Below are 19,926 nucleotides of genomic sequence, written 5' to 3' on the forward strand. Positions count from 1 at the left end.
CCCGGAATCCCCCGACTCCCGGCCCGCCTCACCCCTCCTGCGCCACGAACACCACATCCGGCTCGCCCCGAACAACCGGCACCCGCTCCACCCGCACCCGCCCGAAGTGCTCCCGCAGCCGGTCGGCGAAGCCGGGGGAGGCGGTCGCGCTCCACACCGTCAGTACGCCCCCCGGCGCCAATCGCTCGCGCAGCGCGGCCAGTCCGGCGTCGTCGTAGAGCGAGGCGTTGCCGTCGGTGACCGTCCAGTCCGGCCCGTTGTCGATGTCCAGGCACAGCGCGTGGAAACGCTCGTCGCCGGCCCCGGAGCGCACCCAGGCCACCAGGTCGGCGGTGACCACCTGTACCCGCGCGTCGTCCAGCGCGTGGCCGGAGAACGGCGCCAGCGGTCCGCGCCCCCAGCGCACGACGGCCGGTTCGCGCTCGATCACGCGCACGTGCGCGACGCGCGGGTCGGCCAGCGTCTCGCGCAGGGTGAAGCCGACGCCCAGGCCGCCGACCAGCACGCGCAGGTCCCCCGGCGCGGTCACGGCCGCGAGCGCGGTGCGCGCGAGCAGGCGCTCGGAGGCGCCCGCGCGGGTGTCCATCAAAAAGCACCCGTTGCTGATGATTTCGTAGTGCTCGCCCGTGCGACGCAGGGCGAGTTCGCCGTCCGCCGCCGGAACGCGTTCGATCTCTTCCGCGCCGGTGGTCGACTCGAACGTATGCATCGGTTCACTGACTCCTTGTCGCTTTATGGAGAACGGGTGTCGTCGTGTCGCCTTTTCCATGCCGCCGTATCGCTTCGAATGCCTCACGAACCCCTCGGGTATCTCCCGGCACCAATTCTCCGTACCTCGTAACAGTGCCATCACGAAGCCCGGAAACGACCGTCCGTACGGTCCGATCGGTGACACGTGTGTACTCGTGCACGCCACCTCGTATCCGGCTTCGTCAGGGCTGCCGGCCAGCGGTTTTCGCCGGTTCGGTGACCCTTGCACCCTGTAGGACACCCGGTTAAGGTCCCGGCCATTGCTTCATGGCCCATTAACTGATGGCATGTCAGATCCAGTCGCGAGGATGCCTCGCAGACGGGGCGGAAGCACAAGACGTGAACAACGCGAGCACAGCGCAGGAGAAGTACGTGAGAGCGCACCGGGCCCTCGGCCCGGCCCGCGGAAACGAAGTGTCGGGAGGGCTGATGGCATCAACTTCCGCCGGGCGGCGTGGGATGCGCCGACGAGCGGCGGCCGGCTTGCTGGTCGTGCCGCTCCTTGTGGCGGTCGGCTGTAGCCGCTCGGGCGAGGACGCGGTGGCCAAGGGACCGGGATCGGGTGGCGGCGGCCCCGCGGCCACCGGTACCAAGGACGGCAAGGCCCCCGTCGGCACCGGCGCGCCGGGCGACTTCGGCACGCTCAAGGACGTGTGCGGCAAGGGCGACGGCAAGCCGCTGACCAAGAAGGCCGATCGGGGCGTGACCGAGAAGCAGATCTCGGTGAGCGTGACCGGCGACCCGGGCGCTCCCGCACAACCGGGCCTGGGCAAAGAGTTCTTCGAGATGGCCGACGGCTTCACCAAGTGGTGCAACGGCCTCGGCGGGATCAACGGCCGCACCATCAAGCTGACCCAGCGTGACGCCGCGCTGAGCAACGTGGGCACCGTGATGACCGCCGCCTGCCAGAGCGACTTCATGGTCGTCGGCGGCGGCAACCCGTTCGACAACGACGGCGTCAAGGCCCGTACCGGGTGCAAGCTCGGCGCCTTCCCCGCCTACGTGGTGGGCGAGGAGTCGGCCAAGGCCGACCTGCAGGTGCTTGCGGTGGGCCTGCCGACCACGACCACCGTGGTGGGCGCGTACAAGGCGGTCTTCGCGGCGCGTCCCGAGGTCAAGGCCAAGGTCGGCCTGCTCGGGCAGAACATGGCCTCGCTGCGGCCCGCGATGGCCCGCTACAAGGCCGGCGTGGAGGCGGCGGGCGGCACCGTCGTCTACAAGGAGGACGTCCCCGTCATGCCGCCGCCGGGGCGCACGACGCTGGAGAAGATGAAGCAGGCCGGCGTCGAGATGCTGATCACCACCTGGCTCGCGGTGGACTCGGCGTCGATGTTCCGCGAGATGGACGCGATGAACTGGCACCCCAAGGTCATCGTCAGCGACGCCTCGGCGTACAACCGCTACACCCTGGCCTCCGCCAAGAACTCGAAGATCCCGGACACCTACATCTACCCGACCTACGTGCCGCAGTCGCTCGGCGACAAGAACCCGGCCGTGCAGAAGGCGCTGGAGATCCTGCACCTCGCCGAGCCGAGCAAGGACCTGGAGTTCTTCCACATGTCGGGGATCAACTCCTGGCTGTTGTGGGCGAGCGCGGTCAAGGAGTGCGGTACCGAGCTGACCACCGAGTGTGTGCTGGCCAAGGGCAAGCGGGCGAACTGGGACGCGGGCGGCCTGTTCGCCCCCGGTCCGATCGTGGAGACCAAGGACGTACGCGCCTCGGACTGCTTCACCATGGTCAAGGCCACCGCCAAGGGCTTCGAGTACGACGCCGCGCTGACCAAGCCGAACAAGGCCGAGTTCTTCAACTGCGACCCGGGCAACGTGGTCGCCGTCGCCGCGGGCGCGCCCAGTGCGCCGCCGTCGGCCCCGGCCACGACCCCGCCCGGCGATGGGGGAACCACTCCGCCGCCGGCCGGCGATTCGGGCACCGGCAACCCGCCGCCCGCCGACGGGGGCGAGCCGCCGCCGGCCGCGCCGCCGGAGGAAGTGACCTCCTAGCCCCGGCCCGCGGTGACCTCGAGCCCACCGGGCGGGGAGCACACCCCCACTCCACGCGTCACCGGAAGCAAGCCCCGGAAGCACCGGAAGTACCCGCAGCACCCGAAGCACCCGAAGCACCCGAAGCACCCGAAGGACCGGCAGCACCCGCACCACCCGCGACACCCCGTCGCCCTCTCGCCCCGCACCGGGCGGGAGGGCGGCCCCGCGGCCCTGACGACCTGTCAGGCGCCGTGCCGCACCAGTCTCCGAGACCGATCGCCCCGCGACACGGCCCGGCCCGAACGGAGGGCGCGTGCACGAGTTCATCATCCTCACCATCAGCGGCCTGGTCACCGGCGGCATCTATGCCATCACCGCCGGCGGCCTGACCCTGACCTACACCACCACGGGCATCTTCAACTTCGCCCACGGCGCCACCGGCGCGCTCGCCGCCTTCACCTACTGGCAGCTGCACTTCGACTGGGGCTGGCCGGTGTGGCTGTCCCTGCTGGTCGTGCTCGGCGTACTGGCCCCCGCGTTCGGGGTGTTCCTGCACTTCGCCATCATGCGCAGGCTCGAGGGCACGTCGGAGACCACCCGCCTGATGGTCACCGTCGCGGTGCTGCTGAGCCTGCTGGCCGCAGTGATGTGGATCTGGGATCCGCAGACCCCGCGCAACGTGGTCAACTTCTTCCCCGGCGAGTCCGTGGACATGGCCGGCACCCGGGTCTCCTACCACGACCTGATCACCCTGGCCGTCGCGCTGATCGTGGCGGTCGGCCTGTGGGTGCTGCTGCGCTCCACCCGCGCGGGCGTGGCCATGCGCGCCACCGTCGACGACCGCAACCTGGCCGTGCTCAACGGCTCGCGCCCCGAGGTGCCCGGCATGCTGGCCTGGGCCACCGGCACCATGCTGGCCGCGGTCGCGGGCATCCTGATCGCCCCCAAACTCTCCTTCGCCGCGCTGCCGCTCACGCTGCTGATCGTCAACGCCTACGCCGCGGCGGTGATCGGCCGGCTCAAGAGCCTGCCGTGGACGTTCGTCGGCGCGATGATCATCGGCCTGGTCACCGAGTACGGCAAGGGCTACCTCACCGAGACCCGCTTCCCGACGGCCGGCCCGTACCTGTCCGGCCTCAGCGACTCGATGCCCGTCCTGGTGCTGTTCGTGGCGATCATGTTGCTGCCCACCTCCCGGCTGCGCGGCCACGCCTCCTCCCGCACCCGGGAGATCTCGCACCGCCCCACCTGGACCGGCTCGCTGGTCTTCGCCGCCATCGTGATCGCGGGCGCCGTGGTCGCCGCCAACTCCCTCGCCCCCGCAGACCTGTTCGCCAGCACCCGGATGTGGGGCTTCGCGCTGATCGGCCTGTCGGTGATCCCGCTGGTCGGCTACGCCGGGAAGATGTCGCTGGCCCAACTGGGCTTCGCCGGCATCGGCGCGATCTGCGTCTCGCACCTGGGCTCGGGCGGCAACCCGCTGGGGTTGTTGTGGGCCGCGCTGATCTGCGCCGGCATCGGCGTGCTCGTCGCGCTGCCCGCGCTGCGCCTGTCCGGGATCTATCTGGCCCTGGCCACCGCCGCGTTCGCGGTGATGCTGGACCGGTGGATCTTCGGCCTGCCCGCCTTCACCTGGGGCGACACGAAGATCGACCTGTTCAACAGCGGCACGCTCAACTTCGAGCGCTTCGACTGGCCCGGCATCGACATCTCCTCCGACCGGGCCTACTTCATCTTCGGCGCGGTCTTCTTCGCGCTGTCCTCGCTGGTCGTGGTGTGGATCCGGCGCGGCGAGTTCGGCCGCAGGCTGCTGGCCATGAAGGACAGCCCCGCGGCCTGCGCGACGATCGGGATGAACCACAAGCTGACCACGCTCACCGTCTTCGGGCTCTCCGCCGCGATGGCCGGCGTCGGCGGCGGCATCCTGGGCGGCGCGGCCGGCACCCTGTCCCCGGTCAACTTCGACTTCACCGCCGGGCTCTCGGTGCTGATGCTGATGGTGATCGCCGGGCTCACCTCCCCGGGCGCCGCGCTGTTCGCGGGCATCTTCCTGGGCACCCCGCTGATGACCAACCTCTTCCCCGACTACGCCCAGCTCACCACCATCCTGATCGGCCTCAACGGCATCGCGCTCGGCAAGAACCCGAACGGCTTCATCGCCGCCAAGATCCGCCCCGAGTGGGAGCCCGCGCTGCGCCGCCCGGTCGTCCTCGCCGGAAGCGCCGTCGCCCAACTGGCGCTGATCGTGCTGCGGTTCACCGACGTGATCGGCAACTGGCCGTTCGTGATCGGCATCCTGCTCGCGGTGATCGGCATCCCGGCCGCGCTCAAGATCGAGGTGATGATCAAGGCGCCGCGGACCGAACCGGAGGTGCCCGAGGGCCTGTCCGGGCAACCCGAGGGCCTGGGCCTGAACGGAAACCGGTTCAGGGCCGCCGACATCGAGGCGCTGGACAAACTCATCGCGCTGCCCTCGCTGCCCGCGGCGGCGACGGCCGCGGCACCGTCACCCATCCTGCCGGGAGCACGTCATGGGGCTTGAGGTCGAGGGCGTCACGGTCCGCTTCGGCGGCCACACGGCCCTGAACAACGTCGACATCTGGGCCCACGAGGGCAAGGTCACCGGCCTGATCGGGCCCAACGGCGCGGGCAAGACCACCATCTTCAACGTGATCACCGGCCTGCAACCGCCCTCCTCGGGACAGGTGCGGATGGACGGGCGCGACGTCAGCAAACTGGCGCCGTACCGCCGGGCCCGGCTCGGTATGGCCCGCACCTTCCAACGCCTCGAACTGTTCGGCTCGTTGTCGGTGCGGGAGAACATCCAGGTCGCCGCCGCGCAGTACCGCCGGCTGCACCGGGGCACCAAGGAGACGCCGCAGGACACCGCCGCGCGCCTGCTGCACCGCCTCGACCTGACCGCGATCGCGCACGTGCGCGCCGACCAACTGCCCACCGGGCAGGGCCGCGTGGTCGAGTTGGCCCGCTCGCTGGCCTGCCGGCCCAAGATCCTGCTCCTGGACGAGCCCGCCTCGGGCCAGGACGACGAGGAGACGCGCGGCTTCGGCCAACTGCTGCGCGAGATCGCCGCCGACGGCGTCGCGGTACTTCTGGTCGAGCACGACATGGACCTGGTGATGAACACCTGCGACGAACTGCACGTACTTGACTTCGGCAAAAAAATCGCCAACGGTACGTGCGACGAGATCCGCAACAACGCCGCCGTCCAGGCGGCCTACCTCGGTACCGCGGACGCGGCGGAGGCCGACGAAGTCCTTCAGGAGACGGTATGACCCTGAATGTGGCCGACGCGCAGCCGGCCGGCGCGCCGAGCGCCCCGCCGCTGCTCGAACTGCGCGGGATCAGCGCCGCGTACGAGCAGGTCGAGGTGCTGCACAAGGTGGACCTCGCGGTCCCCACCGGCAAGGTGATGGCGGTGCTCGGCCCCAACGGCGCCGGCAAGACCACGATGCTCAAGGTGATCACCGGGCTGCACCCGCCCACCGCCGGCGACATCCACCTCGCCGGCCGGTGCGTCACCGGGGCCGCGCCCGTGGACTTGGCCCGGATCGGCCTGTGCAGCATCCCGGAAGGCCGCGGCGTCTTCCCCAATCTCACCGTGTCCGAGAACCTGTGGATGGCGACCTATCGAGGAGTCTCCCGCAAGGAGATCGAGGAGAAGGTCTTCCCGATCTTCCCCCGCCTCGAACAGCGCCGGAACCAGGCCGCGGGCACGATGTCGGGCGGCGAGCAGCAGATGCTGGCCGTTGCCCGGGCGATCGCCACCAACCCGGCCATCATCCTGCTCGACGAGTTGTCGATGGGCCTCGCGCCCCTCGTCGTCGACCAGCTGTACGACGTGGTCGGCAAGATCGCCGAGACCGGTGTCACCGTGCTCCTGGTCGAGCAGTTCGCGCGCACGGCCCTGGCCGTCGCCGACCTCGCCGCGGTCATGAGCGGTGGCCGGATCCTTCAGGTCGGCACCCCGGACGAGATCGCCGGCGACCTGCACAGCGCGTACCTGGGCGGCTGATCGCACATGGCCGTCGGGTACGCATCAACCTCACGGCGACCCACGAGGTGAGCACTTATATGAGTATGAACAGCGTGAACGCCGACGGGCAGCCACCCGCACCCGCGGGCCCGCCCCCCGGCGTGCCGCCGACGGTTCCGCAGGGCGTGCCGACCGCCGGGTCACCGGCGTACGCACCGCCGCGCCACGCGGCCGTCCCGGCGGCCACCCAGGACCGGACCCGGCAGTTCACCGCCGACGTCGGGGCCCTCAAGCTGCGCGCGCCCAAGACCATGCTCGACACCCAGCTGATGTGGCTGGGCGTGGGGCTGATGGTGCTCGGGATCGGGATGGGCTTCGGCGCCTACTTCATGTCCCACGGCACGACGCTGATCCTGACCCAGAACGACGCCATCACCCTGGGCATCTCCGCGATCCCGGTCTCGCTCCTCGGGTTCGCCCTGTTCCTGCGCTTCTCGCTGTCCACCTTCATGCGGTTCTGGCTGGCCCGGCTGATCGCCGCCCAGCAGAGCCCGCAGCAGGGGCCGGCGGACGCGGGCACGGACACCACGGCGGTACTGCCGACCACACCGGCGAAGCACTGAACGATCGTGGCCCTCGACCGCTTCGGGGGCTCCTCAACGGGCCGCGCGCGGTGTCATCCTGAACGGGACGGACGCCGCGCGCAGCACCCGTGGAGGGCAGCGAGGACATGAGCGAGAACCCACCGCCGGGAGATGCCGCCCCGCCCGACACGACCACACCGCGCGACGGCCGCCGCCTGCGCCTGGTCACGACGGTGTGGGCGGTGCTGATGGCGCTCGCGATCGTGATGATCGTCCTGATGTTGCGCAGCTAGAGCCGTTTCCGGCAGCGCACCCATACGTGCGGATGGCCGGCCTCGAACGGGGCCGGCCATCCGCACGTGCGCGGGGTGCTCAGATCGCCGGCGGCAGGTCCACCAGCACGCCGAGCGTGGCCCGGTGTCGGTCCGAGGTGCCCAGGAGCAGCGCCGAGGACATCGCCCGCTTGAGGTACAGGTGCGCCGGGTGCTCCCAGGTGAAGCCGATCCCGCCGTGCATCTGCACACACTCCTCCGCCGTGCGCACCGCCACCTCGGAGCAGTACGCCTGGGCCAGCGCGGTGGCCACCGCCGCGTCGGGGGAGTCCTCCGCCAGGCACGCCGCCGCATAGCGGGCCGCGGCCCGGGCCGACGCCAGGTCCGACCACAGGTCGGCCGCACGATGGCGCAGCGCCTGGAACGAGCCGATCGGCCGGCCGAACTGGTGACGCACCTTCAGATAGCCGACCGCCTCGGCCAACGCCTGCTCGGCCACGCCCAGTTGCTCGGACGCGAGCAGAGCAGCGCCATGGCACACCGCCAGCCGCAGAGCCCGCTCGGCGTGCTCGGGGCCGGCCACCACCCGGCCGCGGACCTGATCCAGCGTCACCTGGCCCACCGGGCGCGTCGCGTCCAACGAGGTCACCGCGCCGCGCGACAGGCTCGCCGCGTCACCCGCCACCAACGCCAGATGCGGCTCGCCGGACACGATCACCGGCAGCACCAACAACTCGGCCCGATCCACCGCCAACACCCCGGTCACCGCGCCGGTCAGGGACAACTCCTCGCCGTCCCACGCCCCCGTCACCGACAGCGGGAAGCCCGCCTCCGGCCAAGTGGTCGCGGTCACCGCGAGGGTGGCAGTACGGGTCCCCTCCGCCAGCGCGCGCAGCGCGGCATCGCGCGCCGCACCGGCCGGGCAGGCGAGCAGCGCCGAAGTGGCCAGCACCGCGCTGGCCAAAAACGGCACCGGCGCCACCGCGCGGCCCAGCTCCTCCAGCGCCACCGCGACCTCCCGAGGCCCCGCGCCGGCCCCGCCGAACTCCTCCGGGATCAGCAGCCCGGCCAGCCCCAACTCGGCCGCCACCGCCTTCCACAGGCCCTCGTCGTACGCCTCGTCGGTGTCGATCCGGGCCAGCACGTCGTGCCACCCGCACCGGTCCCGCAGCAGCTCGCGCAGCGTCGCGCGCAACTCCTCCTCGATCTCGCCGTACAGCAGCGAGGGAATCGTGGGTTCGCTCACCGGGGCATCTCCTTCCACGCCACCTTCGTATCGGTGCGCGGCTCGCGCGGCAGATCCAGCACCCGGTCCGCGATCACGTTGCGCAACACCTCCGAGGTGCCGCCCTCGATCGAATTGCCCTTGGCCCGCAGGTAGTAGTAGCCCGGTGCGCGCGCGCCGAGCGTGGCCTGGCCCATGTCGCTGCGGCGCATGGTCCACTCGTCGTAGCCCAGGCCCTCCTCGCCGGTCAGCTCCAGCCACAACCGGGTCACGTCCTGGTTCAGCCGCGCGTAGGCGATCTTGGCCGCCGACCCCTCCGGCCCGGGCGCCCCGACCGCGAGCTGCTGGCGGATGCGCTCGTTGCCGAGCCGGGCAACCTCGCACTCCACCCAGGCCCGAAGCAGCCGGTCGTGCAGGCCGGGAGTGCGCAACTCCGGCCGGTCGCGCCACATCCGCGCCACCGCGCCGATCGCGTTCGCCTCGCGGGGCGCGGCGCCGCCGCCGATGGCCACCCGCTCGTTCATCAGCGTCGTGTTCGACACCGCCCAGCCCTGACCCACCTCACCCGCGCGATGCGCGTCGGGCACGCGTACGTCGGTCAGGAACACCTCGTTGAACTCGGCCTGTCCGGTGGCCTGGCGCAGCGGGCGCACCTCCACCCCGGGCGAGGTCATGTCCAGGAAGAAGTAGGTCAGCCCCTGGTGCTTGGGCAGGTCCGGATCGGTCCGGGCGAGCAACATCGCCCAGCGCGCCTTGTGCGCGAGCGAGGTCCACACCTTCTGCCCGGTCACGATCCAGTCGCCGTCGCCGTCGCGCACCGCCCGGGTGGCCAGCCCCGCCAGGTCCGATCCCGCGCCGGGCTCGCTGAACAGCTGGCACCAGACCTCCTCGCCGGTCCACAACGGGCGCAACAACCGCGCGCGCGACTCGGCGTTGCCGTGCGCGACGATCGTGGGCGCGCCCATCCCGAGGCCGATCGGATTGCGGTACGCGCTCACCACCTTGGCGCCGGCCGCGATCAACGCGTCCTCGACCACCTGTTGCAGCGCCCGCGAGGCGCCCAGGCCGCCGCAGCCGACGGGGAAGTGCACCCAGGCCAGGCCCGCGTCGAAGCGGTGCCCGAGGAATTCCACCGAGGACATCGTGGTGGGATCGTGCGCCGCGACCAAGTCGGCCACCCGCCGCCGCAGTTCCGCCGCGTCGAGCGGGCCGTCCGCGGCCGGTGGGCCGTCGGGAGCGGTGCCCGATGCGGCCCGGGGTTCGTTGCCGGGCCCGTCGTCGTGCCCCTTGTCGGGCTGGTTGTCCGTATCGCTCACGCCGCCCCGCTCTCGCACAGGAGGTGCCTCCGTTCGCCACCATGACGCCCTGTTCCCGTCGCACGACACACCGTCGACAACCGGGCCACCTGGATGCTAAGTGCTGAACTCACCGGTAGGAAGCCCGTGCCCGGGCCCCCAAGCCGCACGCCCAGGCGATATGTTCTTGTCCCCGTGTGATCGAGTACACGCACGGTCTCCAGCCGCCGGCTTCCGGGTTTTCGCGTGTCGCAAGGGGGTTGTCACAAGCCATGACCGCCGAAGAACTCGAGGCGGGTCTCGCCGCCGAACTCGCCGCGGACGGGGAGTCGGTCACCGAAGCACTGGACCGGTGGTCGGCGCACACCCCGATGCGGGTCTTCATCCACTACGGCGAGCACGGTCTGGACCTCAGCTACGCCGAGGCCAAGCGGGCCACCGACACGATCGCCGGCAACCTGGCCCGCGCGGGCGTGCGGCGCGGCGACCGGATCGCGGTGCACTGCCGCAGCTCGTACGCGGCCGCGCTGTGGATGTTCGGCATCTGGAAGGCGGGCGCGGTCTACTGCCCGATCGACCCGGACCTGATCGGCGACCCCCTGGTCGAGCAACTGGAGTCCACCGCACCGCTGCTCGTGGTCACCGAGCGCATGCTGGTGCAGTCGCTGGAGGCGGTGCGCCCGCACCTGGACCGGCTGCCCCGGCTGACCGTGCACGACGCGGTCGGTCCGCGTCCGCCGCACGGCTATCCCGAGATCGCCTACGCCAACTTCCTGGCCCGTGCCGAGCCGCCGGGCGTGGTGAACGACCCCGCCGACGTCGGGATGATCGTGCACACCGCAGGGGTGACGGGCCGGGCCAAGGCCGCCGTGCTGCCGCACCGCTGGCTGGCGGCGTACACCCTGCTGCTGCGCCGGTTGACCACGCCGGACGACGTGGTGCATGTGGACCTGCCGATGCATTCGCTCCAGGGCGCGTTCGCCGGGCTGGCCCGGGCGGCCTGGACGGGCGCCGGGGTGTCGCTGTGGGACCGGTTCCACCCGGTCGACTTCTGGCGCCGGGTGACGGCCGCGGGCGCCACCAGCGCGGTGCTCACCGAGACGATGGTGGGCTGGCTCTCCGGCGCGCCCGAGCGGCGCGGCGAGCGGGACAACCCGCTGAGCAAGGTGCTGATGCAGCCGTTGCCCGCGATCCACCACTCGTTCGCGCGCCGCTACGGCATCGACACCGTGGTCGCGGGCTACGGGCAGGTCGAGACGGGGCTGCCGATCGCCGCCGTGCTGATCGGCGCCGAGCCGGGCGAGGGCACCCCGGAGGCGCTGCGGCGCGGGCTGGGGGCGAAGGAGGTCAAGCGGGTGTGCGACCGCCTGGGCGTACCGGTGCTGCCCGCGTCGCGGATCGTGCGCCGGGGCTGTCTGGGCGCGCCGCTGCCGTTCACCCGGGTGGCGATCCTGGACGAGCACGACCGGCCGGTGCCGCGTGGGGTGGTGGGCCACCTGGCGATGCGTCCGCATCTGCCGGGGCTGCTGGTCCAGGAGTACGTGGGCGACCCGCTGAGCATCGCCGAGGCCACCCGCAACCTGTGGTTCCACACCGGCGACGCGGCGGTGTTCGACGAGGAGGACGGGCTGCTGCACTTCGTCGACCGGGTCGTGGACCGGATCCGGATCCGCGGCGAGAACGTGTCGGCGTACCACATCGAGGACCTGGTCAACCAGCACCCCGACATCGCGGTCGGCGCGGTCTTCGGGGTGCCCGCCGACCGGGACGACGAGGACGAGGTGGTGCTGTACGCCGAGCCGGAGCCGGGTCGGCCGTTGGACCCCGACGAGCTACGCGCGTGGTGCACCCAGTCGCTGCCCGCGTACATGCGGCCGGCGTATGTGCGGATCGTGGCCCGCATGCCGCGGACGCCGAACGGGCGGGTGGAGAAGTATCGGCTGCGCCGGCACTTCCTGGGCCTGACGGATCGGCCGGGCGCGGCGGTGCGCGGGGTCACGGTGACCACGGCGACCGCCACGCCGATGCCCACGGCCCGGCCCGCGCTCGCCCCGGCCCTGTCCCCGGTGCGCTCCGCGCTGCCGCCGTCGTTGCCCCCGGGGGCGGGTCGCTGAGCGGTGCGCCGCGCGGGGCCGCCCCCGGTCCGTAACGATCATGCGAACAGCCGATCGTGCGGATATGTCGCTTTCCAGCGGGAAGGCGTACCACGCACGCGATTTCGCGGGCGCGGGACGGATCCGAGGAGCGGCACCCATGGAGAGCACGAAGGGCGTCACCGGTCCCTCCGCCGAATCCGGCGTGGGGCGGCATCGACGCAGCGGCAAGGGATTCGGGTTCGGTCTGCTCGTGGTGCTCGGCGTGGTCCTGATGCTCGGCGGGGTCGTCGGCCTGATCTACACGGGCCTGGCCACGCTCACCACGATGGTGCTGTTCGGCTGGCTGCTGCTGATCGGCGGCGTGGTCGGCTTCGTCCAGGCCATCCAGGCGCGCAAGGAGAACGCGTTCTGGCTCGTGGTCGCGGTCTCGGCGCTGAACATCGCGGCGGGCGTGGTGCTGCTGCGCCGACCCGACGTGGGGGCGCAGGCGCTCACCCTGTTCGTGGCCCTGCTGCTGCTGGGCGCGGGCATGTTCCGCATCGTCGGCGGCGTGGCGAGCATGTCGGCCAAGATGATCGGGACCATCGTCGTCGGCGTGGTCGACCTGGTCCTGGGCCTGCTGGTACTGGCCGAATGGCCCAGCAGCAGCCGCTACGTGATCGGCACGTTCATCTCCCTGGCCCTGCTCTTCGACGGCCTGAGCCTGGTCAGCCTGGGCCTCACCGGCCGCCGAATCGTAGGCATGGTCCGAGACGCGGAAGTCCCCGAGCCCACCCGCCCGACCGAATGGACAGCCGAAAAGCCCCCCACGAGGGAGGGCACATACAAGGGCCCGGACACGATGACCAAGCAACCGACCGAAGACCAATAACAGCCAAGAATCAACCACAAAACGCCGGACGGGCCATATGGCCCGTCCGGCGTTTGAGGACGGCCGCCCCGACCCCGGCCTACTCGCCCACCGGCCCCGTGGGCCGACCGCGGCTCATCAACAGCGCCGGCAGGAACGCCAGCCCCATCAACGTCACGGCCCACCAGTACGTCCCCTGAAACGCCTCGGCCAACGCCGGCCCGACCGCCACCACGACATCCGGCGACAACGTGTGCAGCTCGCCCAGCCCGCCGGCCCCCTGCCCGGCCGGCAGGCCATCCCGCATCGACCCGGCCAACAGCACCGACATCAACGCCCCACCGATCGCCGCCGACACCTGCTGGATGATCGTCAACGTCGTCCCCGCGACCGCGACCTGCTCGTGCGACATCGTGCGCAGCGCCGAGGCGGTGGTCGGCATCAGCGTCATCCCCACCCCGACCCCGGTCACCGACATGCACGCCATCAGCACCCAGTACGGCGTATCCGCCGCCACCTGCGTGGTGAACGCGAGGAACCCGGACGCGGCGACCACGATCCCGATCAACACGATCCGCCCCGGCGCGATCCGGTCGCTGAGCCGACTGGCCACCTGCATGGACAGCGCCGTCGCCAGCGCCTGTGGCGCGCCCAGCATCCCGGAGGCGGTGGCGCTCTCCCCGCGCACCAGCTGGTAGTACAGCGGAGCCAGCATCATCGAGCCGAAGTACGCGCAGACGAACAGGAACATCGTGCCCGCGGCGGCCACGAACGGCCGACTGCGAAACAGTCGCAGATCGATCAGCGCGTGCTGGACCCGCAACGCCCGGGCCACGAAGCCGATCACCAGGAGCGCACCGAGCACGGCCGGCACCAGCGCCCCGGCGGCGCCGAAGTCGCCCTTCTCGCCGCCGGTGGCCGGCCCGTAGATGAGCAGGGCCAGGCCGGGGGAGAGCATCAGCAGTCCGGGCACGTCCAGCGGCCTGGTCGGTTGCGCGGTGTCGCGCGGGAAGACCTTGGCGGCCAGGCCCAGGGCGATCGCGCCGATCGGTACGTTGATGAAGAAGATCCAGCGCCACGAGACGTCGTCCACCAGCCATCCGCCCAGGATCGGGCCGACCAGCGGGCCGATCAGGATCGGGATGCCCAGGATGGCCATCGTGCGGCCCATCCGGCTCGGGTCCGAGGCGCGGGCCAGGATGGTCATCCCGACCGGCATGATCAGGCCGCCGCCGAGCCCCTGCAGGACCCGGAAGACGATCAGCGATTCGGCCGACCAGGCCAGGCCGGCCAGGATCGATCCGGCGGCGAAGGTGGCGATCGAGAACATGTACAGCCGTTTGGTGCCGAAGCGGCCCATCGCCCACGCGGCCATCGGGATGACTGTGGCCAGGGCGAGGGTGTACCCGGTCGCGACCCATTGGATCGTGGCCAGCGGGGCGTCGAAGTCCTGCGCGAGGTGGTTCAGCGCGACGTTGACGACCGTCACGTCCAGGACCGACATGACCGAGCCGAGCACGACGACGAGGGCGATGGCGGCGATGCCGCGGGACGGGGTGTCGGTGGGGGTGGTGGCCGCGCGCGAGTTCGCGGCCGGGGCGGTGGTCGTTGCCATCGCGGGCTCCTGGCGTTCGACGGGGTGGGTACGCCGTGCGGCGACGGGCGCGGCGTCGGTGCTCGGGGTCAGACGCCGTACGGGCGGCGCGCGCGCATCGACCGCGTGGTCTCGGTCCACCAGGCGAGCTGGTCGAGCATGACCTTGGCGGCGGCGGCGGTACCGGCCGCGTCGACCGGCTTGCCGTCGGCGTCGAACTTCTCCCACGCCATCGGGAAGGCGAGCCCGTCGCGGGTGGTGACCATGTGCTGCTCGGCGAAGACCAGGCGCAGCTGCTCGACCGCGCGCAGGCCGCCGGAGATGCCGCCGTAGGACACGAAGCCGACGGGCTTGCCCTGCCACTCGTTCCGGAACAGGTCGATCATGTTCTTCAGCCCGGCCGGGAAGCTGTGGTTGTACTCCGGCGTGACCACGACGAACGCGTCGGCGGCGGTGAGTCGGGCGCCGACCCGGGCGACCACGGCGGCGGGCTCGCCGTGCAGCGGGGCCCATACGTCGGGCAGGCGGTCCTCGGCCAGGTCGATGATGTCGACCTCGAAGTCGCCGTGCTCCTCGGCCGCGCCGGCGAACCAGTTCGACACGACCGGGGCGAACCGGCCCTGCCGGGTGCTGCCGACGATGACGGCGAGCCGGAACGTGCCGGCGCCGGCGGTGGTGGTGTCGATGTCCGCGACGGTGTGCGTGAGCGTGGTCATGGCGTCCCCAAGAAGAGTTCGGCTGCGCCTCGGAAGCGGTTGCTCCGGGCGACGAGGAAAACGGTAGAAGTTCAAGTCGACTTGAAGTCAACTGCCGCTTTCCCGAACCCTTTCGGCGTGTTTCGGGGCAGGTGTCCGGCTACCTCGAAGCCCTGTCGCGGCCGGGCGCGCCGAGGAGTGCGAGGACGGCGACCATCGTCAGGGCGACCGCGCTCGCGCACACCATGACCGTCGAGGGGGACGTCGCGTCCACGACGCCGCCGCCGAGGAGGGCGCCGACGGCGAAGGTGAGTTGGAAGGACGACGTGAACACCACCGTCGCGGCCTCGGGGGCCTCGGGCGCGCAGCGGGCGAACCAGGTCTGCGAGCAGGCCGGGACCGCGCCGTAGGCCAATCCCCACACCACGAGCAGGCCGAGCGCGCCCGCGTCCCACCGGCCCAGGACCGGGAAGAGCGCGGTGGCCGAGGCGATCAGCGCGGCGCAGCCGGCGAAGGTGGCGCGCAGCCGGCGGGCGAGGGTCGTGCCCGCGACGAAGTTCCCGACGATGCCGGCCACGCCGAACGCCAGGAGGTACAGGCCGATCCGGCCTCGGTCGACGTGGGTGACCTCCTCGAGGAAGGGCGTCACGTACGTGTAGGCCCCGAAGTGCGCGATCACCACGAGGGCGGTGGCGGCGAGGCCGATCCGCACGTCGGCGCCGCGAAGCAGGCCGCGCAGTACCCGGGCCCGGGTCACGGTCGTCGCGGGCAGCGGGGGCAGCAGGACGAGCAGCGCGATCGACACGGCCAGTGCGAGGGCGCCCATGACCACGGACGAGGCCCGCCAGCCGAGGTGTTCGCCGAGTTGGGTGCCGGCGGGCAGGCCGAGTACGGATCCGGCCGGTACGGCGGCGAAGATGACGGCGGTCGCCGTACCCACCGCCTCGGGCCGTACCAGCCGGGGCGCCAGGCCCGCCCCGATCGACCAGAAGCCACCGATGGTGACCCCGACCAGCGCACGCGCCACCAGCACCACCCAGAACGCTGGCGCGAGCGCGGCCAGGAAGTTCGCCACCGCGAGCAGCACGATCAGCGCGACGAGCATGCTCCGCCGATCCAGCCGCCCGGTGGACACCGTCACCAGCGGCGCACAGATCGCGGCCAGGAACCCGGGCACGGTCATCAACCACCCGGCCGTCCCGTCGGAGACCCCGAAGTCGTCCCCGATCGGCGTCAACAACCCGATCGGCAAAATCTCGGTCGTCACGATCGCGAAGATCCCGAGGAACAGACACACAACGGCGGGCCAGTACTGTCGCGGCGGCTCGGACCCGGGCTCGGGCTCGGGTGATGCGGCCGCACGTTCGTCGGCTCGGGCGATGACGGACATGGGTGTCCCTTTCGGCGATGTGGGGGGAGCCCCGGAAGCCGGGGCGTATCCAGTACAGCCACCCCCGCCACCCGGGGTCTGGCGGAAACCCGCCCTCAACGCCGCGCCGTCACCCGCCCGAAGCCCAACCGGCCCACGTAGGACCGCTGTTCCGGCCGCCGGACCCCATTTCGTAGGTTGATCGCATGACCTCTTCGGTACTTGTTCTCGGCATCGACCCGCACCTCGTCCCCGGCACCAACGGCGCCGCCCTACTCGCCACCCTGGAGGCGGAGGTGGCCCGATTCGCCGACCACGGCATCCACGCATCCATGACCGTGTTCGGCGCCGACGAGACCGCCGAGCCCACGATCGTCGCCGCCCTGACCGAGCGCGCCTGGAACGTGGTCCTGATCGGCGGCGGCATCCGCAAGTCGGAAGACCTCCTCCTGCTCTTCGAACAGACCGTCAACCTCGTCCGCACCCACGCCCCCGGCGCGGCCATAGCGTTCAACACCACCGCGAACACCATCGTCGAAGCCGCCCAACGCCACCTCCGACCCCGGACCGTTCGACAGCCCTGATCGTGGGCGGTGCGCGCGAAGTGCACCTACGATGCGCCGAGTTCGTGCCTGCTTGAAGAACGGGCGGGGGGGTTGTGCCTCCGCCATGGGCTTCGAGACGATCCCACGACCGACAATCCGTTCGGATCGGGGGACGAACGTGGAACGGACGAACAAGACGCTCGTATGTTTGGCGAATTCCCGCAAGCATTCGGCCCGGTGCGTGGCAGGCATCGTCGACGACGGCTCGGGGGAGTGGATACGCCCTGTCGGCGACCGCCCGAAACGCGAGGTCTCCGAGCGCGAACGACGGTACCGAGACGGCACTGAGCCGAATGTCCTCGATGTCGTCTCGGTGTCGCTGCTTCGGCCTCGGCCGTACCGGTTCCAGACCGAGAACTGGCTCCTCGACCCCGACTGTCGTTGGCGAAGGACCGGCCGGATCGGGTGGAGTGAGCTGCTGACGCTGGAGCAGCGCCCCGACACGTTGTGGATCAACGGATCCCGCACCTTCCACGGCGCCAATGATTGCATCCCGACCGAAAAGACGGTCGCTCTGCGGGACTCGCTCAAGCTGATACGCGTCACCGACCTGACGTTACGAGTGAACACTCCCGGAGCGAGGTTCGGAGATCCGAGCAAGGCGCTGAGCGCCTGCTTCTCCCACGCCGGGCACGCGTATATATTGCGAGTCACCGATCCCACGTATGAGCAGAAATATCTGATCCGACCGGAAGGTACCTACAAACTGGGCGAATCCTTCCTCACGATAAGTCTCGGAGAACCATTCGGAGATCATGCCTACAAATTAGTGGCAGCCATCATCGAACGAGCGCGGGTCCAAGCGTAGGCGGCAAGCTGTGACAGCAAGTAAACTATTCACTGTCGGCCACTCCACACACAGCATCTCAGGTTTTCTGAGCCTGCTGCAAAAGCATGGAGTCACGGCGGTCGCCGATGTGCGGTCGATGCCGGTCAGCCGATTCACACCCCAGTTCAACCGCTACGCCGTCGAGCGCAGCCTGCGCGACAGCGATATCAAATACGTCTTCCTGGGGAAAGAACTGGGTGCACGCACCGAAGACCTCACCTGCTATGTCGACGGACGAGTGCGGTACGACCTGCTGGCTCGGACCCCGGAATTCGTCAACGGTATCGAACGTCTGCGGAAGGGTTCACAGAGCGAGCGAATCGCCGTCATGTGCGCGGAACAGGAGCCGCTCGACTGTCATCGTTGTGTGCTCGTCGCGCGAGTCCTCGACGAGCACGGGATCGCCGTCGAACACATTCACGGCGATGGGCACCTTGAGAACCATGACGCGGCGATGCTGCGCCTGATGGCCAAATTCGGACTGGACCGGGAAGATCTCTTCCGGACCTCGGTGATGCGCCTCCAGGAGGCTCTCGAGCGTCAGGAGCGACGGATCGCATATGTCAACGAGGATCAATGAAGCTCTATACCATCGGGTTCACGAAGAAGTCCGCCGAGAAGTTCTTCGGACTGTTGCAGGAAGCCGGCGTGACGGCTCTCGTCGACGTTCGCCTCAACAATGTCTCGCAGCTGTCGGGTTTCGCCAAGCGTGATGATCTGAGGTACTTCCTGAGCGCGCTCTGCGGTGCGCACTACAGCCATCGCACCGAGTTGGCGCCGACCCAGGAGATGCTCGACGCCTACAAGAAACAGGGTGTCGGCTGGGCGGCCTACGAAGAACGTTTCCTCGAATTGATGAAAGTTCGCCGGATCGAGGACGTCGTCCCACGGGAAGCGCTCGACAACGCGGTCCTGCTCTGCAGCGAGGAAACGGCGCACCACTGCCACCGCCGACTGGTCGCGGAGTACCTCGCACGGCATTGGGACGACGTCACGATCGAGCACCTGGCCTGAGCGGCGGCGTGTGGCTCCCGGAGGGTCCCGGTGTGCCGATGAGTTTTCGGCGGTGGTGGGGTCTACCCGTCGACGACATAGGGAGCACATCATGCGCAAGATCATCGTTTGTACGTTCCTGACCCTCGACGGCGTCATGCAGGCGCCGGGCGGTCCGGACGAGGACGCGGAGAGCGGCTTCGAGCACGGCGGCTGGCAGAAGCCGGTGGCCGACGAGGAGGTCGGCGCGGGCATCGCCGAATGGTACGAGGACTCCGACGCGATGCTGCTGGGCCGCAAGACGTACGACATCTTCGCGTCGTACTGGCCGACCGCCGACCCCGACAACCCGTTCACCGAGCGGATGAACAGCATGCGCAAGTACGTGGCGTCTCGGACCCTGACGTCCGTCGACTGGCGGAACTCCACGCTGTTGGAGGGCGACGTCGCCGCTGCCGTCCGCGCGTTGAAGGCATCCGAGGGCGGCGACATCAACGTCGTCGGCAGCGGCGACCTCGCCCAGACCCTCATGCGGCAAGACCTCGTCGACGAGTACCGGCTGACCATCCACCCGGTGATCATCGGCACCGGCAAGCGGCTGTTCGCCGACGGAGCGATCCCCACCGCGCTGGAGCCGGTCAGCGTCTCGACGACCAAGAGCGGCACCGTCCTCGGCATCTACCGACCGAAGGGCAAGCCCACCTACGACAGCTACCAGTAGGCCACAGACCGCCTCCGCCGCCCCGAACCCCGCCGAGGCCCGAGGGCGGGACGCGACGGCTTTGTCGCGTG

19 protein-coding genes are annotated in these 19,926 nt (G+C 70.4%); 13 read left to right on the plus strand and 6 right to left on the minus strand.

The window, feature by feature from the left end:
• Positions 1-28: 28 nt before the first annotated feature.
• Positions 29-709, minus strand: coding sequence for a spermidine synthase (locus tag ACMXN5_RS25990; RefSeq protein WP_439677233.1), 681 nt, complete (start codon positions 707-709; stop codon positions 29-31).
• Between the two features lie 470 nt (positions 710-1,179).
• Here ACMXN5_RS25990 and ACMXN5_RS25995 point away from each other — a divergent pair, with 470 nt between their 5' ends.
• From ACMXN5_RS25995 to ACMXN5_RS26020, 6 genes are all read left to right on the plus strand, one after another.
• Complete coding sequence (locus tag ACMXN5_RS25995) at positions 1,180-2,751, plus strand: ABC transporter substrate-binding protein (RefSeq protein ID WP_439677235.1); 1,572 nt, start codon at positions 1,180-1,182, stop codon at positions 2,749-2,751.
• A gap of 295 nt (positions 2,752-3,046) precedes the next feature.
• Complete coding sequence (locus ACMXN5_RS26000; RefSeq protein WP_439677236.1) at positions 3,047-5,275, plus strand: branched-chain amino acid ABC transporter permease; 2,229 nt, start codon at positions 3,047-3,049, stop codon at positions 5,273-5,275.
• Complete coding sequence (locus ACMXN5_RS26005; protein WP_395791616.1) at positions 5,265-6,026, plus strand: ABC transporter ATP-binding protein; 762 nt, start codon at positions 5,265-5,267, stop codon at positions 6,024-6,026. Before ACMXN5_RS26000 ends, ACMXN5_RS26005 begins: the two co-directional genes overlap by 11 nt.
• The gene (locus ACMXN5_RS26010) at positions 6,023-6,766 is read left to right on the plus strand and encodes an ABC transporter ATP-binding protein (protein ID WP_395791618.1); all 744 of its coding nucleotides are present in this window, start codon (positions 6,023-6,025) and stop codon (positions 6,764-6,766) included. The genes ACMXN5_RS26005 and ACMXN5_RS26010 overlap by 4 nt, the downstream gene beginning before the upstream one ends.
• A 59-nt stretch (positions 6,767-6,825) precedes the next feature.
• Complete coding sequence (locus ACMXN5_RS26015) at positions 6,826-7,350, plus strand: hypothetical protein (protein ID WP_395791620.1); 525 nt, start codon at positions 6,826-6,828, stop codon at positions 7,348-7,350.
• Between the two features lie 107 nt (positions 7,351-7,457).
• A complete protein-coding gene (locus ACMXN5_RS26020; protein ID WP_379996862.1) occupies positions 7,458-7,604 on the plus strand; it encodes a hypothetical protein in 147 nt (48 codons plus the stop codon).
• A 79-nt stretch (positions 7,605-7,683) separates the two neighbouring features.
• Here the strand turns inward: ACMXN5_RS26020 and ACMXN5_RS26025 are convergent, their stop codons facing one another.
• Together ACMXN5_RS26025 and ACMXN5_RS26030 are read right to left on the minus strand one after the other, a co-directional pair.
• Positions 7,684-8,829, minus strand: coding sequence for an acyl-CoA dehydrogenase family protein (locus ACMXN5_RS26025; protein ID WP_439677239.1), 1,146 nt, complete (start codon positions 8,827-8,829; stop codon positions 7,684-7,686).
• The gene (locus ACMXN5_RS26030) at positions 8,826-9,998 is read right to left on the minus strand and encodes an acyl-CoA dehydrogenase family protein (RefSeq protein ID WP_395792006.1); all 1,173 of its coding nucleotides are present in this window, start codon (positions 9,996-9,998) and stop codon (positions 8,826-8,828) included. The genes ACMXN5_RS26025 and ACMXN5_RS26030 overlap by 4 nt, the downstream gene beginning before the upstream one ends.
• Positions 9,999-10,375: 377 nt before the next feature.
• Between ACMXN5_RS26030 and ACMXN5_RS26035 the strand changes: the two genes are divergently transcribed.
• Together ACMXN5_RS26035 and ACMXN5_RS26040 are read left to right on the plus strand one after the other, a co-directional pair.
• Positions 10,376-12,217, plus strand: a complete 1,842-nt coding sequence (locus tag ACMXN5_RS26035) for a class I adenylate-forming enzyme family protein (protein WP_439677240.1) — start codon at positions 10,376-10,378, stop codon at positions 12,215-12,217.
• 139 nt (positions 12,218-12,356) lie between these two features.
• Positions 12,357-13,070 carry an HdeD family acid-resistance protein gene (locus tag ACMXN5_RS26040; protein WP_439677242.1) on the plus strand — a complete coding sequence of 238 codons (714 nt, stop codon included), beginning with the start codon at positions 12,357-12,359 and terminating at the stop codon, positions 13,068-13,070.
• 79 nt (positions 13,071-13,149) lie between these two features.
• On the opposite strand, the gene ACMXN5_RS26045 is transcribed toward ACMXN5_RS26040, so the two are convergent.
• The 3 genes from ACMXN5_RS26045 to ACMXN5_RS26055 form a co-directional block, all read right to left on the minus strand.
• Complete coding sequence (locus ACMXN5_RS26045) at positions 13,150-14,664, minus strand: DHA2 family efflux MFS transporter permease subunit (RefSeq protein WP_439677244.1); 1,515 nt, start codon at positions 14,662-14,664, stop codon at positions 13,150-13,152.
• 68 nt (positions 14,665-14,732) lie between these two features.
• On the minus strand, positions 14,733-15,359 hold the full coding sequence (locus ACMXN5_RS26050) for an NADPH-dependent FMN reductase (protein ID WP_439677246.1): 627 nt from the start codon (positions 15,357-15,359) through the stop codon (positions 14,733-14,735).
• Positions 15,360-15,498: 139 nt separating this feature from the next.
• Positions 15,499-16,728 (minus strand): MFS transporter, encoded by a 1,230-nt coding sequence (locus ACMXN5_RS26055; RefSeq protein WP_439677247.1) that lies wholly within the window; start codon positions 16,726-16,728, stop codon positions 15,499-15,501.
• 185 nt (positions 16,729-16,913) lie between these two features.
• Here ACMXN5_RS26055 and ACMXN5_RS26060 point away from each other — a divergent pair, with 185 nt between their 5' ends.
• From ACMXN5_RS26060 to ACMXN5_RS26080, 5 genes are all read left to right on the plus strand, one after another.
• Positions 16,914-17,291, plus strand: a complete 378-nt coding sequence (locus ACMXN5_RS26060; RefSeq protein ID WP_439677248.1) for a hypothetical protein — start codon at positions 16,914-16,916, stop codon at positions 17,289-17,291.
• 85 nt (positions 17,292-17,376) lie between these two features.
• Positions 17,377-18,120, plus strand: coding sequence for a dual OB domain-containing protein (locus ACMXN5_RS26065; protein WP_439677249.1), 744 nt, complete (start codon positions 17,377-17,379; stop codon positions 18,118-18,120).
• A 10-nt stretch (positions 18,121-18,130) separates the two neighbouring features.
• Positions 18,131-18,721 carry a DUF488 domain-containing protein gene (locus ACMXN5_RS26070; RefSeq protein ID WP_439677250.1) on the plus strand — a complete coding sequence of 197 codons (591 nt, stop codon included), beginning with the start codon at positions 18,131-18,133 and terminating at the stop codon, positions 18,719-18,721.
• Positions 18,718-19,155, plus strand: a complete 438-nt coding sequence (locus ACMXN5_RS26075) for a DUF488 domain-containing protein (protein ID WP_439677251.1) — start codon at positions 18,718-18,720, stop codon at positions 19,153-19,155. The genes ACMXN5_RS26070 and ACMXN5_RS26075 overlap by 4 nt, the downstream gene beginning before the upstream one ends.
• 91 nt (positions 19,156-19,246) lie before the next feature.
• A complete protein-coding gene (locus tag ACMXN5_RS26080) occupies positions 19,247-19,855 on the plus strand; it encodes a dihydrofolate reductase family protein (protein WP_439677252.1) in 609 nt (202 codons plus the stop codon).
• Positions 19,856-19,926 lie beyond the last annotated feature (71 nt).

Source organism: Embleya australiensis (assembly GCF_051903075.1).
GTDB lineage: Bacteria > Actinomycetota > Actinomycetes > Streptomycetales > Streptomycetaceae > Embleya.